Below are 13,711 nucleotides of genomic sequence, written 5' to 3'. Positions count from 1 at the left end.
CCGCGGGAAGGGGCGCTTCGGCGTTGTCAGAACAGCCCCGTCGTGCCCAGCAGGGTGCCGATGAGCCACGTGGCGAGCAGAGCCAGCGCACCACCGAACACCAGTCGCAGCACCGAGCGCCCGGGTGCGCTGCCGCCGATGCGCGCGGCGATGGTTCCCGTCGTCGCGAGGGCCAGCAGGACCACGGCGAATGTCACCGGGATTCGCCACTCGATGGGCGCCAGCAGGATCGCGAGCAGCGGCAGCAGCGCACCGATCGTGAAGGCGAGAGCGGACGACAGCGCCGCATGCCAGGGATTGACGAGGTCGTCTTGATCGATGTGCAACTCCACCTCGAGGTGCGCGGCGAGAGCGTCGTGCGCGGTCAGCTCCGTCGCCACTTGGTGCGCCGTCTGGTCGGTGAGCCCGCGGTCTCGATAGAGCTGGACCAGCTCCGCGAACTCCTCCTCCGGCATTGTCGCGAGCTCGCGTCGCTCCTTCGCGATGAGTGCACGCTCGCTGTCGCGTTGGCTGCTGACCGACACATACTCGCCGAGTGCCATGGAGATCGCCCCGCCGACGAGCCCGGCGACGCCGGCCGTGACCAGCGCCCCCACGTCGGCGGTGGCGCCGGCGACGCCGACAACGAGGGTGGCGACCGACACGATGCCGTCATTGGCGCCGAGAACGCCTGCGCGCAGCCAGTTCAATCGCTGGCTGAGGCGGGCGTCGTGGGCTTCTCCGGGATGGGGCATGGGGGCGCTCATATCCTCAGTGAACCGCACCGCGCCACGCCCGGGCAACGGGAAACGGCCGTGCAAACTCGACCGATTTCGCGTTGCATCGATCTGTGGGCTAAACTCGTAGGGTTGCCGAGCGCAAGCTCGGGGGTATAGCTCAGGCGGTTAGAGCGCTTCACTGATAATGAAGAGGTCCCAGGTTCAAGTCCTGGTACCCCCACTCCCTCATCTCGGGGCCTTAGCTCAGTTGGTAGAGCGCTTGCTTTGCAAGCAAGATGTCAGGAGTTCGAATCTCCTAGGCTCCACAGTCACACAGATGCCTGGTCAGAAACAGTCTGACCAGGCATCTGTCATTCTGTCGGGTGATCGGAGATCACCACGGTGCACACCTGAGGCCAGCGGGCTTATGCTCGTGCCCAGGGGGAGAACGTGAGTGAAGCAGGAGTACCCGGAGCACCACGGGCGCGGGTGTATGCCTGGGTATCGGTCGTGGGCGGGCTCGCGGGGTTCGCATGGTGGTTCACACAGGACGAGGTCGGCGAGCCGCAGGTCTTCTTGATCTTTCCGTCGCTCGTCGTTTCGATCGTGTCGTTGGTGCTGGGGATCAAGGCGTTTCGTCGCACGCGGCCGCGCCGGGATCGTGCGGTGGCCATCGTGGGCATTGTGCTCGGCGGTGTGGGAACGGCGGTCAGCGGGCTCTACGCCCTCATGTTCGTGGGGATGATGCTGGTGTGGATGGGCGCATCGGCCTAGCGCGTCGACTGAGCGCGCGGGTCAGCGGATCTCGGTGATCGGCTGCGAGATGTCTGCCACCGTCGCTCCGTACGCGGCGATGAGCGCGTCAGCGTCCACGAAGAGGCTGTGGCCGTGTGCTCCGGCACCCATGGCGATGCGGCGTCCGACGATCGACTCGTCGGCGTAGATCGGCCAGTCGGTGCTGCTGCCGATGGGGACGATTGTGCCGCGCTCATAGCCGGTGGCGGCGAGGGCGAGCTCGGGCGAGGGGAGCTTGAGCTTGTTCACTCCCACCACGGCGCGCAGCTTCGGCCACGAGATGGCCTTGTCGCCGGGGATCAGCGCGAACAGGTACGTGTCGTCGGCTCGCTTGACCACGAGGGTCTTGATGATGTCCGCCGGCTGGAGACCGAGAAGTGCGGCCGCTTCCTCCAGCGATCCTGCTTGCGGACGCTCGCGAACATCGACATCGAGGCCGCGCAGACGCGCGGCCTCGATGACTCGATCAGTGGGTTGTGTCACGCGTCGGGCGCAGACAGCGGGTCATCGGCGACCCAGAGCTCATCGTCGGCACGCAGGGTCTGCCAGGCGGCGTACAGCACGCCGATGGCGGCCGCTGCTCCCAGGATGATGGCGATCACGCCACCAGCCCCGACGCCCTTCTTGGCAGGTGCAACCGGCTCGACAGCACGAGCGAACGCACGCTGCACACCGGTGGTGTTGATGCGGTGGCGGGTGTTGTTCGCCGCGTCCCAGGCGGACAGGGCGGTGCCGATGGCCCCACCCACGACGGGGACGACGCGGTGGTCGACGAATTCGCGACTGGCCTTCACACTGCGATCCACAACCGGGCCAACACGCGACTCGTACGCGTGCTGCACGGTGGGAACGACCTGCTCACGGCCGAAGTTTCCGAGCTGGCGACTGGCCTCACGGGCGAGTTCGGCGGCATCGCCTGCGAGGTCCTGCTGGTGGGCCCACAGCTGGTTGGCCGTGTCCTGGAGCTTGCGGAGCTCCTTCTTGCGCTTGCGGCTGAGGTTCATGTGACCCCTCCCTATCAGAACGAACGTCCCCATCTTGCCAGACCAGGCCCGGGAATCGACCCCCTTGACGAGGCTTTCGACCGGTCTCACGGCCAACTCTGCGAGAATCGGCACATGGCTCTTCACTCCGCAGTCGCAACCATCCACACCAACCACGGCGACATCGTGGTCAACCTGTTCGGTGACCATGCACCCGTCACCGTCAAGAACTTCATCGGCCTTGCTGACGGCACCGGTGAGTGGACCGACCCCGCCACCGGCAAGCCGGGCGAGGGTCCCCTCTACACGGACGTCATCTTCCACCGCATCATCCCCAACTTCATGATCCAGGGTGGCGACCCCCTCGGTCAGGGCGTGGGCGGTCCCGGCTACAACTTCAACGATGAGATCCACCCCGAGCTGGACTTCGGCAAGCCTTACCTGCTGGCCATGGCCAACGCCGGCCTGCGTCGCAACGCGATCACAGGCGAGCTCGAGGGCACCAACGGCTCGCAGTTCTTCATCACCACCGACCCCACCCCGTGGCTCACGGGCAAGCACACCATCTTCGGTGAGGTCGCCGACGACGCGTCGCGCAAGGTCGTCGACGAGATCGGTGCTGTGCGCACGGGTGCCGGCGACCGTCCGGTCGAGCCCGTCGTGATCTCCTCGATCGACATCGCAGCGGTCTGACACACGTGACGTCCGCCGAGGTCACCCGCAACAGGGACAACTTCTGCTACCGCCATCCGGATCGGATGAGCTTCGTGCTGTGCCAGAAGTGCATGCGCACGATCTGCCCTGAGTGCCAGACGCAGGGCGCCGTCGGCGTCATCTGCCCGGAGTGCATGAAGCAGCAGGCAGCTCAGCGAACCGCGGCGCAGAAGAAGGCGGAACGTCGATGGGGTCGCGGGAGCGGAGCGGTTGTCACCGCCTCCGCCTCCCGCGCCCCGAATGTGACCTACGTGATCATGGCGGTGACGATCGTCATCTCCCTGGTCCAGATGATTCCGGGGCCGATCGGAGATGCGGTGGGCAACGCGTTGACGTTCGTCGGCTACTACATCTCCCCCGAGCTCGGATCGCGCATGCAACCGTGGCGAGCACTCACCGTGGCGCTGGTGCACGGCAGCTTCCTGCACCTGTTCTTCAACATGCTGTCGCTGTGGATGATGGGCCGGATTCTGGAGCCGCTGCTCGGGCGTTCGCGCTTCCTCGCGCTCTACCTGATCTCCGGGCTGGCGGGATCCATCGTCATGGCGCTCATCGCACCGGGAACGGCCGTCGTCGGCGCCTCGGGCGCGATCTTCGGCACGTTCGGCGCCCTGATCGTGATCACCCGACGCCTCGGCGGTGACATCACGCAGATTCTCGTCATCGTAGGCATCAACCTGCTGATCGGCTTCATTCCTGGCTTCAACGTCGCCTGGCAGGCACACCTCGGCGGGTTGATCGGCGGACTGGCGGTGGGGGCGATCTACGCGGCCACGCGACAGCGATCGCAGCGCGGATTGCAGATCGGCTTGTTGGCCGCTCTCGTGGTCGTGCTGTGCGCCTCCGCGTTCCTCATCCCGGTGCTGCATCCGCTCAGCGCGAGCTGACACGCCCGACCTCGATCGGGTTGTCCACGGCTCGCCCGGGCTTCTACACACGTTGTCCACAGAGTTATCCACAGCCTGGGGATGAAAATCACATCCGTGTGATTTCGTCGACATGGCGGCCCAAATCGTCAGATCCGGCAACGCTCGATAGGATGTCGACATGGCACGACGAGGAACGCCGGAAGAGCGCGAGAACGTACACCCCGACGCGACCCCGAATCCGGTGTGGTTCAAGCCGGTCATGGTCGGCTTTCTGCTGATCGGTCTCGCGTGGATCCTCGTGTTCTACCTGAGCGACCAGCAGTTCCCCATTCCGGGTATCTACGGCTGGAACCTCGCTATCGGCTTCGGAATCGCGCTCATCGGATTCCTGATGACGATGCGGTGGCGTTGATTCCACCACGTGTGGATTCTTCCCAGAGTGTCTGACTAGGCTCGCGCTGTGACCACCGAGCTTCCCACGCGCAAAACTGCGCGCGCCCGCAAACGCGGCCGCGTCACAGTCACCGGCGTCCTCGGCGAACTGCTCATCACGGGCGGTGTGCTCGTGCTGCTGTTCGTCGTATGGCAGATGTGGGTCGGTGACCTGATCCTCGGTGCCGCTGCCAACCAGCAGGCGCAGAGCACCAGCCAGACCTGGGCCGAGGAAGCGCAGCACGGCGACAAGCCTCTGCCCACCTCTGACCCTTCGCAGAAGTACAACACGCTGGTTGCTGACCCGCCCCCCATTGAGGAGCCCGGCAGTGGTGAGGTCTTCGCCACCCTGCACATCCCTCGTCTGAGTCAGCAGGTCGAAATCGCCGAGGGTACGGCGACATGGGAGAGCCTCGATCGCGGCATGGTCGGCCACTACAACGACACCGCCATGCCCGGCGACGTCGGCAACTTCCCCGTTGCCGGTCACCGAGGTAGCCACGGTGCCCCGTTCATGAACCTGCCGGAGATGGAGGTGGGCGATGCGGTCGTCGTCGAGACTCGAGACGGCTGGTACACCTACCGCTACCGCAACATGGTCTACGTGACCCCCGATTCCGTGGACGTCCTGGACCCCACCCCGCAGAACACCTCGGTCGAGGCCACCGGACGCTACCTGACCATGACCACCTGCAGCCCGCGCTACGGCTTCTCGGAGCGCCTCATCGGCTACGCGGTGTTCGAGGCCTTCACCCCACGCGTGGAAGACGGCAAACAGCCGGCGTCGCTCTATCTCGCGAAGGAAAGCTGATGTACGGCGCTCTGTGGCGTGTTCTTCCCGGCCCCTGGTTCGTGAAGCTCTTCATCGTGCTCGTCGTGGTGGCAGCGATCCTCTATGGCCTGTTCTGGTACGCGTTCCCCTGGGTGAGCGCGACGTACTTCCCGCCCGCGGATGCCAACACCATCACGCAATAGCGCCCCGCGCATCCTCGTCGTCGACAACCACGACTCATTCGTCCACACCCTGGTGGGCTATCTCGAAGAACTGGGCGCGCGCGTGGATTTCGTCGAGGCCGACGACCTCACCTCCGTTGTCGCCGGCATTCGCGGCTATGACGGCGTGATGATCTCTCCGGGCCCCGGTCGTCCCGAGGATGCCGGTGCCTCGGTGGAGGTGGTGCAGGCGGCGCTGTCGACGGATACGCCGCTCCTCGGTGTGTGCCTCGGTCATCAGGCCATCGCCGTCGCGCTGGGAGGAACGGTGAGCTCCGCGCCCGAGCCGATGCACGGGCGGGTCTCGACGGTCGCTCACGACGGCACGGGGGTGTTCCGAGGGGTGCGCTCGGATGTCGCGGTCGGCAGGTATCACTCGCTGACCGTCGATGAGAGCTCACTCCCGCCCCAGCTGCGCGTCACCGCACGTGCGGGCGATGTCGTCATGGGGATCGCTCACCGCTCCGCACCGATTCACGGCGTGCAGTTTCACCCGGAGAGCATCCTCACCACCGACGGCTACCTCATGCTGGCGAACTGGCTCGCGCTGACCGGGGATGCGGCGGCCGTGGCGCGGGCGGGATCCCTGACACCGCACCGGTGACCAACCGCGAACGGCGGCAGCGTCGTCAGCCGGCGCAGTACGTCAGATCGACCGTGGAGTGGATGTCGACATCGCCGATCTGCACCTGCGAATGGACGGTCCCCCCCGTGCACGACGGATCCGGTGTCGCGTTCACGGTGAGCTCGAAGTCCGGGCCCTCGAGCTTCGCCTGGGCAGCCTCCAGCGACCATCCCGTGTAGTTGACGACCGCCACCTTGCCGGAGGCCACCAACAGCCGCACGGTGGTTCCCGGCGCCACCTTCTCGCCGGCCGCAGGCTCGGAGGAGATGACGGTGCCCTTCGCCCGCGAGGGGTCGTTCTGAGCGTTCACCGCGCCCAGTTGCAGGCCGGCTGCCTGAAGCGCTGGTCCAGCAGATGTCTGGTCCACCAGTGCGGGAACTTCGACCGTGGCGGCACCGGTGGACACCACGAGGGTGACTGATGACGCCGGCTCGACGGGAGTTCCTGGTGCGGGATCCGTCCGTATCACGTAGCCGGCTGCGACATCCTCGCTGGCCTCTTCGGTCTTCTTGAACCGCAGACCGTTCTCGGTGAGCTCCTGCGTGGCCTGCTCGAACTCCATCGTCACTACGTTCGGCACCAGCAGGCCGGTGGGCGTCGCCGTGGGAGAAGGCTTGCCGAAGCTGACGGCCCAGAACACGACGGACACGACGAGCACGGCGACGACCGCGACGCCCGCCCAGATCCATGCCACGGGCGGCCCCTGCTGGGTCCGCGTCATCGTGGTGTCGGTGGAGAGCTGACGCAGCGATCGCGCGGTCTCGGCGGCGGCGCGCGGGTTGGCGCCGTAGAGCTCGTTGGTGAGGTTCTCCAGGTGACGCTTCGACGGCGTCCGCCCGTCAGCGGCACCGGCCAGCGCGGCGCGGAAGGTCGCCGCATCGGGGTACCGGCTGTACGGATCCTTCGCCAGCGCGCGCAGCACGACCTCGTCGAGCGCACGGGGCACGGCCGGATCCACCTCGGAGGGTGCCACCGGAGTTTCGCTGACGTGCTGATACGCGACAGCCACGGGCGAGTCGCCGCGGAAGGGCTGACGACCCGTGAGCAGTTCGTACAAGACGATGCCGGTGGAGTACAGGTCGGTACGAGCGTCGACCGGCTCGCCCTTCGCTTGCTCGGGGGAGAAGTAGGCGGCAGTTCCGATGATGGACGTGGTCTCAGCGACCGTGGAGGAGGAATCGGACACGGCGCGCGCGATGCCGAAGTCCATCACCTTGACGCGGCCGTCCTCGGTGATCATCACGTTGCCGGGCTTGATGTCGCGGTGGATGACGCCGGCGCGGTGGGAGTACTCCAGCGCTTCGAGGATGCCATCCACATAGCGCAGCGCGTCCGACGTGGTGAGTCGTCCCTCGGCGGCGTGCTGCTTCAGGGTGCGACCCGTCACCAGCTCCATCACGATGTAGGGGACGGCTGTGCCGTTCTCCGTGTCCTCGCCCGCGTCGAACACACGGACGATGGACTGGTTCGCCATGCGTGACGCCGCCTGGGCCTCCATGCGGAAGCGCGTGCGGAACGTGCTGTCGCGGGCCAGATCCTTGTTCAGGATCTTGACGGCGACGGTGCGTCCGAGTTTGAGGTCGTATCCGCCGTACACGGTGGCCATGCCACCGGTGCCGATGACGTCATCGACGCGGTATCGTCCCGACAGGACACGTGACGGTTCCGACACGGACTACGCCCCCCATATCTGTGTGGGACAAGCTTACTGGTTGCCGCCGTCGTTACCCGACCCGCCACCGGTGCCGGTGCCGGTGGTGCCGGTCGGGGTCGGAGTCGGCGTCGACGTGGGTTCGGGAACCGGGGTGATCAGCACCTTCACCTCGGCTGCCGGGCTCGTGCGCTCGCCACAGGTCACGGTGTAGCTGGCGACGGCGGCCTGCGGTGCCATGTCGCCGATCACCACGAGCAGACGCTCGGGGGCCGAGACCTGCTTGGTGGTGGATCCGTCGTCTTCGAACGACGCATTCGTGAGCGTGATCGTGTAGGCCGCGAGAGCCTCATCCGCCGGGCAGGCCTGGTATGCGGGCCAGGTGAGCTCGACGGTGGAGCCTGCTTCGGCCTCCTGCACGGGGTTGCCATTGACCGCGAACGTGGCAGCGGCGGGGGCCGTGAGGTCGGACTGTGCCGCGTACAGCGTGAGCGTCACGGTGGAGCCCTCTTCCACGTTCCCGCCGGCCGGGGCCATCGAGGCCACCGCGCCCACAAGCGACGCGTTGGGAGCCGGGGTGGTTCCGTCGATGCACTCGCCGACCAGGCCGTGCTGCTCCAGCGTCGCCTTGGCGGCGTCGCACGGCTGATCCAGGATGCTGAGGTCTCCGAGCGCCACCAGCTTCTGCGTGGGCGTCGGTGCCGGCGTGGGCGTCTTGGATGGCGCGGCCGAGCTCGGCGGGGCCGATGTGGTGGCCTTGTCCGCGCCGGTGCTGCTCGGGTTCAGCAGTGCGAAGAGCGTCCCGGCCAGCACGATGAGAAGCAGCGCGATGAGCGCGATCAGCGGCCACGTCCATGGGCTCCGCTTGCCCTTGGGCCTGGTGGCGGCGGGTTGCTGCTCGGTGGCGTCCAGCATGCGGGTCGCCGCGACGGTGTCGCCGAACAGCAGCTGCGTCGCGTCGTCTTCCGCGCCAGCCAGCGCCCCCATTCCGGTGGCGATAGCGGGGACGGCCTGAGCCGCGGCTGCCATGTCGCCGCGGCGCAGCGCCGTGGCAGCGCGCGCGACGGCCGCGGAAGATGCCGGACGCTCCTCCGGCTTCTTGGCGATCATCGCCATCACGAGGTTCTGAACCGGCTGCGCCACGGTGGCGGGCAGCGGCGGCGGGGTGTCGTTGATCTGCGCCATGGCGATCGCGACCTGCGACTCGCCGGTGAACGGGCGCTTGCCCGCCAGGCACTCGTACGCCACGATGCCGAGCGAGTAGGTGTCGGTGGCGGGTGATGCGGCGTGGCCGGATGCCTGCTCGGGAGACAGGTACTGCACGGTGCCCATCACCTGACCGGTGGCCGTCAGCGGCACCTGGTCGGCGATACGCGCGATGCCGAAGTCGGTGATCTTGACGCGACCGTCGGGCGTGATCAGCAGATTGCCCGGCTTGATATCGCGGTGCACGAGGCCGGCGGCGTGGGCGGCTTGCAGGGCGGCGGCCGTCTGTGCCACGAAGTCGAGAGTCTTGTCGCTGCTGAGCGCGCCATCGCGTTCCAGGATCGATGAGAGAGCCTCGCCCGGGACGAGCTCCATCACGAGGAAGGCGGAGCCGTTCTCCTCGCCGTAGTCGAAGACGCTCGCGATGCCCTCGTGATTGACGAGAGCGGCGTGACGTGCCTCCGCGCGGAAGCGCTCGAGGAACCCGGGGTCCCCCATGTACTCGTCCTTGAGGATCTTGATCGCGACGGTTCGTCCGATGACGTGATCGGTCGCTTCCCAGACCTCGCCCATGCCGCCGATGGCGATGCGGGACACCAGTTCATACCGTCCACCGAAGGTGACGCCCTGTGTCGGCCTCATTTGTTCAGCACCGCCTCCATGACCTGCTTTGCGATGGGAGCTGCGATGGCATCTCCCGATCCTGACTGCCCCTGCCCGCCGCCGTTTTCTACGACGACAGCAACGGCCACTTCGGGGTTCTCCGCCGGAGCGAAGCCCGTGAACCAGAGGGTGTAGGGATCGTCGGGACCGTTCTGGGCGGTACCGGTCTTACCGCCCACGTCGACTCCGTCTATTCTTGCACCGCCCGCGACGCCATCACTGACATCGGCGACCATCATGCTCTTCAGCGCATCGGCCACTTTCGAGGTGACGGGCTGGGACAGCTGCTGGGGCTCAGTTGCATTATGCACACTAAGGTCCGGTGCCACGATCCCGTCCACCATCGTGGGGGTCATGACGACGCCGTTGTTGGCGATTCCCGCTGCGACGAGAGCCATCTGCAGCGGGGTGGCGCGCAGGTCGCTCTGGCCGAATCCGGCCATACCGGTCTGGGGCACGTCGAGGCTCTGCGGGAACACCGAGGCGGGTGCCTCCAGCGGGAGTTCGAACGAGTGGTTGAAGCCGAACGACTCCGCCATCTCACGAATGGCGTCGTCGCCCAGCTCGATGGCCAGCTCCGCCATCGGCACGTTGCAGCTGAGTCGCAGGGCATCGGCGATCGTGACCGTCTCGCCCGGCCCGCAGGTGCCGCCACTCGCGTTCATGACCGGGTGATTGGTCTGTGGGAGAGTGAAGCTTGCGGGGTTGGGCAGGGTGGACGACGACGTGTACTTGCCGGAAGCCAGCGCGGTGGCCGCCACCACGAGCTTGAACGTGGATCCCGGAGGGTTCATGTCGCCGCCGATCGCGCGGTTGACCAGCGGCTCCGCGTCGTCGGCGGTCAGCGCGTCGTAGGCAGCGTTGGCCGCATCGGTGTCGTGCGTGGCGAGGCTGTTGGTGTCGAAGGTCGGCGAGCTCACCATCGCCAAGATGCGCCCAGTCTTGGGCTCGATGGCCACGACGGCGCCCTGCTGGTCTCCTAGCGCGTCGAAGGCGGCCTTCTGCACCACCGGGTCCAGGGAGAGCGCCACGCTGGATCCGTGCGGTGCCTGGCCCGAGATGAGCTGGTCAAGACGCTCCCAGAACTGCGAGCCCGCGCGGCCGGAGAGCTCGCTGTTCATCGCGGCCTCGATCCCGGTCCACGAGCCCAGTGCCGGATTGTAGTAGCCCGTCACCGACGCCCACATCGCCGCGTCCGTGTAGACGCGCTGGAAGGAGTACAGATCGCTCGTGGGAACCGAGGACGCGATCACCGAACCGCTGGCGATGATCGACCCGCGTTGCACTTCGTAGCTGTCGTACTGGGCTCGCTTGTTGTTCGGGTTCTCCGCGAGCGAATCGCTCTGCACGCCCTGAATCACGGTCACCGAGCAGAACAGGGTGAGGAACATCGCGAGGATGAGGATCGCCAGCCGGCGCACTTCCTTGGTCATCCGATCACCACCCGGGGTTGGCTGCGAACCGCATCGGAGACGCGCAGCAGCAGGCCCACGATGATCCAGTTGGCAACGAGCGAGGACCCACCCGACGCCAGGAACGGCGTGGTGAGGCCGGTGAGCGGGATGACGCGCGTCACGCCGCCGACCATGATGAACACCTGCAGCGCCAGCGTGAACGCGAGTCCCGTGGCCAGCAGTTTGCCGAAGTCGTCCTGACCGGTGAGACCGATGCGCAGACCGCGGCTGATGAACACCATGTACAGGCACAGCAGGGCGAACAGACCGACGAGGCCCAGTTCTTCACCGAGGCTCGGGATGATGTAGTCGCTCTGGGCGAGCGGGGTGAGGTACGGGCGTCCCTGACCGAGACCCGTGCCCACCAGGCCGCCCTGACCCAGTCCGAAGATGCCCTGCACCAGCTGGAAACTGCCGCTCTCCTGGTCGATGACCCCCTGATCGAACGCGTTCAGCCAGTTGTTGAAGCGGTGTCCGACGTAGGGGAGAACGCGGGAGGCGAGGAAGGCTCCGCCGCCGGCGAGCAGCAGACCGATCACGACCCAGCTGGTCTTGCCGGTGGCAACGTAGAGCATCGCCACGAACATCCCGAACATGAGGAGGCCGGTGCCGAGATCGCGCTGGATCACGATGATGCCCATCGAGATGAACCACAGCACCAGCAGCGGACCGAGTTCTCGCGCTCGCGGCCAGGTCACTCCGAGGAAGCGGTGCCCCACGGAGACGAGGCTTTCGCGGGTGCGTACCAGATAGCCGGCGAAGAAGATGGCCAGGCAGATCTTGGCGATCTCGCCGGGCTGGAAGGAGAAGACGCCGGCGATGGACACCCAGACCTGGGCGTTGCCGTCGGCGGCGAGACCGGGCACGAAGGGCAGCAGGAGCAGCAGGATGCCGGCGAGGCCGAACAGGTACGTGTACCGGTACAGCAGTCGATAGTTGCGCAGCAGCAGGATGACGGCGAGCGTGGCGACGAGCGAGATGATCAGCCACACGATCTGCTTGATCGAGTTCTGCTCCCAGCCCGGGCTCATGTCGCCGGTGCTCAACCAGTGCAGATCGATGCGGTAGATCTCCGCGATGCCGATACCGGTGAGCAGCGTGGCGATGGGGACAACGAACGGATCGGCGTTGGGCGCGCGCCAGCGCAGCACCACGTGCAGCACGATCACGAGCAGGGCGCTGGCACCGAGCAGACCGAAGTATCCTGCGTCGAGGGTGCCGCTGGTGGCCATCTGCACGATGTAGACGGCGGCGGCGCTGATCAGCAGTGCGAACAACACGAGCGCCAGTTCGCGGTTGCGCTGCTTCTTCGGCATGCGGATCTTGCGCAGCGCCTTGATGACGGCGGTGTCGCCGGATGCGGGAGCGTCTCGCGTGAGGGCGTCGGACATCAGTTCACCCCCGCGTCCTTGCGCAGGCGTTCCACGATTGCCTGCGCGTCGGAGAGGGAGCGTGCGCTGATCGTCTTCTCGACGTTGGCGCGCTGGAACTCGGTGAGCTCGGCGAGCAGGATGTTGCTGTCCTCGTATGAATGGGACAGCGCGATCGGACCGATCCCCTGTTGGATGCCCTGGTAGATGACGACGGAGTCGTCGTCGGCACCCACGTAGTAGCGCGTCTGCGTCCACTCATAGGCGACGAACAGCGCACCCGCGATGGCGATCAGCACGACCACCAGGCCGGCGAACCAGGCGACGCGACGGCGTTTGGCGCGGCGGCGGTCCTCTTCGATGAGCTCTTCGAGGAACTCGGCGGCGGGTTCGAAGTGCGTCGGCTCGTTGGCGGCCTGGCGTGCGGTGTGCAGCCAGCCGGGACGGGCCGTGCGTGCCGCGGGGATCTCGATGCCGACGGGGTTCGCCGCTGAGCCGACGACGGTGGCGGCGGTCGCGAACGCCGGGTGCTGACCACCGACATCGGCGATGACGATGGTGACGTTGTCGGGGGCACCGCCATCGAGGGCCTGCTTGAGCAGGAGGTCCGCGGTGCGACCTGGAGCGTAGCCGTGATCCAGCACCTTCTGCATGTGGAGTTCGTCGACCACACCGGAGAGGCCGTCGGAGCAGAGCAGCCAGCGATCGCCTTCCTGCGTCTGCATGATGAACGTATCGATCTCGGGGTGCGGATCCTGATCGCCGAGAACGCGCATGAGGACCGAACGGCGCGGGTGATATCGCGCCTCTTCGGGCGTGATCCGACCGGAGTCCACGAGTCGCTGCACGAAGGTGTGATCGGTGGTGATCTGGGTGAGGACACCCTCGCGGTACAGATAGATGCGTGAGTCGCCGATGTGGGCGATCACGGCGTTGTCGTCGACCATCAGGATCGCGTCGACCGTGGTGCCCATACCGGTGAGCTCCGGGCGTCGGCGTGTCATGTCGATGAGGTCGCCGGCCGCCTCGGTGATGGCGTCGCGCAGGTCGTTCTCGGCGTCGCGGGTGCTGGGGTGGGCGACGTCGAGAGCCTGGAGCCTGCTGATGGCCAGGGCTGAGGCCACGTCGCCGCCGGCGTGACCGCCCATCCCGTCGGCGACGACGAACAGGTTGGACCCGGCGTAGCCGGAGTCCTGGTTGTTCGATCGGACCTTCCCGGTGTGGGAGATCGCGACGGCGGAGCCCTGGAAGACCATCG

The 13,711-nt window shown here is 66.7% G+C and carries 15 protein-coding genes and 2 tRNA genes; 9 read left to right on the top strand and 8 right to left on the bottom strand.

Annotated elements, in window-relative coordinates; genetic code table 11:
• Positions 1 to 26 precede the first annotated feature (26 nt).
• The gene (locus ACI3KU_RS00505; protein WP_404920323.1) at positions 27 to 746 is read right to left on the bottom strand and encodes a VIT family protein; all 720 of its coding nucleotides are present in this window, start codon (positions 744 to 746) and stop codon (positions 27 to 29) included.
• A 119-nt stretch (positions 747 to 865) separates the two neighbouring features.
• Here ACI3KU_RS00505 and ACI3KU_RS00500 point away from each other — a divergent pair.
• The 3 genes from ACI3KU_RS00500 (at position 866) to ACI3KU_RS00490 (ending at position 1,472) form a co-directional block, all read left to right on the top strand.
• Positions 866 to 939 (top strand) — tRNA-Ile (locus tag ACI3KU_RS00500).
• A gap of 12 nt (positions 940 to 951) precedes the next feature.
• Positions 952 to 1,024 (top strand) — tRNA-Ala (locus ACI3KU_RS00495).
• A gap of 124 nt (positions 1,025 to 1,148) precedes the next feature.
• A complete protein-coding gene (locus ACI3KU_RS00490) occupies positions 1,149 to 1,472 on the top strand; it encodes a hypothetical protein (protein WP_404920322.1) in 324 nt (107 codons plus the stop codon).
• Positions 1,473 to 1,493: 21 nt separating this feature from the next.
• Here the strand turns inward: ACI3KU_RS00490 and ACI3KU_RS00485 are convergent, their stop codons facing one another.
• A complete protein-coding gene (locus tag ACI3KU_RS00485; protein WP_404920321.1) occupies positions 1,494 to 1,976 on the bottom strand; it encodes an aminoacyl-tRNA deacylase in 483 nt (160 codons plus the stop codon).
• On the bottom strand, positions 1,973 to 2,497 hold the full coding sequence (locus tag ACI3KU_RS00480; RefSeq protein WP_404920320.1) for a DNA helicase: 525 nt from the start codon (positions 2,495 to 2,497) through the stop codon (positions 1,973 to 1,975). Before ACI3KU_RS00480 ends, ACI3KU_RS00485 begins: the two co-directional genes overlap by 4 nt.
• Positions 2,498 to 2,611: 114 nt before the next feature.
• Between ACI3KU_RS00480 and ACI3KU_RS00475 the strand changes: the two genes are divergently transcribed.
• The 6 genes from ACI3KU_RS00475 to ACI3KU_RS00450 all read left to right on the top strand — a co-directional run bounded on the left by ACI3KU_RS00475 (position 2,612) and on the right by ACI3KU_RS00450 (position 6,088).
• Complete coding sequence (locus tag ACI3KU_RS00475; RefSeq protein WP_404920319.1) at positions 2,612 to 3,169, top strand: peptidylprolyl isomerase; 558 nt, start codon at positions 2,612 to 2,614, stop codon at positions 3,167 to 3,169.
• Between the two features lie 5 nt (positions 3,170 to 3,174).
• A complete protein-coding gene (locus ACI3KU_RS00470) occupies positions 3,175 to 4,077 on the top strand; it encodes a rhomboid family intramembrane serine protease (RefSeq protein WP_404920318.1) in 903 nt (300 codons plus the stop codon).
• A gap of 160 nt (positions 4,078 to 4,237) precedes the next feature.
• A complete protein-coding gene (locus tag ACI3KU_RS00465; RefSeq protein WP_404920317.1) occupies positions 4,238 to 4,471 on the top strand; it encodes a cell division protein CrgA in 234 nt (77 codons plus the stop codon).
• A gap of 48 nt (positions 4,472 to 4,519) precedes the next feature.
• Entirely contained in the window at positions 4,520 to 5,302 is a 783-nt protein-coding gene (locus ACI3KU_RS00460; protein WP_404920316.1) for a class E sortase, read from the top strand.
• Positions 5,302 to 5,466 (top strand): hypothetical protein, encoded by a 165-nt coding sequence (locus ACI3KU_RS00455; protein ID WP_404920315.1) that lies wholly within the window; start codon positions 5,302 to 5,304, stop codon positions 5,464 to 5,466. Before ACI3KU_RS00460 ends, ACI3KU_RS00455 begins: the two co-directional genes overlap by 1 nt.
• Positions 5,444 to 6,088 (top strand): anthranilate synthase component II, encoded by a 645-nt coding sequence (locus tag ACI3KU_RS00450; protein WP_404920314.1) that lies wholly within the window; start codon positions 5,444 to 5,446, stop codon positions 6,086 to 6,088. The genes ACI3KU_RS00455 and ACI3KU_RS00450 overlap by 23 nt, the downstream gene beginning before the upstream one ends.
• Before the next feature lie 25 nt (positions 6,089 to 6,113).
• Here ACI3KU_RS00450 and pknB read toward each other — a convergent pair whose 3' ends face one another.
• Genes pknB through ACI3KU_RS00425 form a run of 5 tightly spaced genes read right to left on the bottom strand, consistent with a single transcriptional unit; the run spans position 6,114 to position 13,709 of the window.
• Positions 6,114 to 7,781, bottom strand: coding sequence for a Stk1 family PASTA domain-containing Ser/Thr kinase (gene pknB, locus ACI3KU_RS00445; protein ID WP_404920313.1), 1,668 nt, complete (start codon positions 7,779 to 7,781; stop codon positions 6,114 to 6,116).
• 33 nt (positions 7,782 to 7,814) lie between these two features.
• Positions 7,815 to 9,608 carry a serine/threonine protein kinase gene (locus ACI3KU_RS00440; protein WP_404920312.1) on the bottom strand — a complete coding sequence of 598 codons (1,794 nt, stop codon included), beginning with the start codon at positions 9,606 to 9,608 and terminating at the stop codon, positions 7,815 to 7,817.
• Positions 9,605 to 11,062, bottom strand: coding sequence for a peptidoglycan D,D-transpeptidase FtsI family protein (locus ACI3KU_RS00435; protein ID WP_404920311.1), 1,458 nt, complete (start codon positions 11,060 to 11,062; stop codon positions 9,605 to 9,607). Before ACI3KU_RS00435 ends, ACI3KU_RS00440 begins: the two co-directional genes overlap by 4 nt.
• On the bottom strand, positions 11,059 to 12,474 hold the full coding sequence (locus ACI3KU_RS00430) for an FtsW/RodA/SpoVE family cell cycle protein (RefSeq protein WP_404920310.1): 1,416 nt from the start codon (positions 12,472 to 12,474) through the stop codon (positions 11,059 to 11,061). The genes ACI3KU_RS00435 and ACI3KU_RS00430 overlap by 4 nt, the downstream gene beginning before the upstream one ends.
• On the bottom strand, positions 12,474 to 13,709 hold the full coding sequence (locus ACI3KU_RS00425) for a Stp1/IreP family PP2C-type Ser/Thr phosphatase (protein ID WP_404920309.1): 1,236 nt from the start codon (positions 13,707 to 13,709) through the stop codon (positions 12,474 to 12,476). Before ACI3KU_RS00425 ends, ACI3KU_RS00430 begins: the two co-directional genes overlap by 1 nt.
• Between the last annotated feature and the right edge of the window lie 2 nt (positions 13,710 to 13,711).

Source organism: Microbacterium sp. ZW T5_56, assembly GCF_044987425.1.
Classification (GTDB): Bacteria; Actinomycetota; Actinomycetes; order Actinomycetales; family Microbacteriaceae; genus Microbacterium.
The sequence above is the reverse complement of the archived record's forward strand: the minus strand, read 5'-3'. Positions and strand labels throughout refer to the sequence as shown.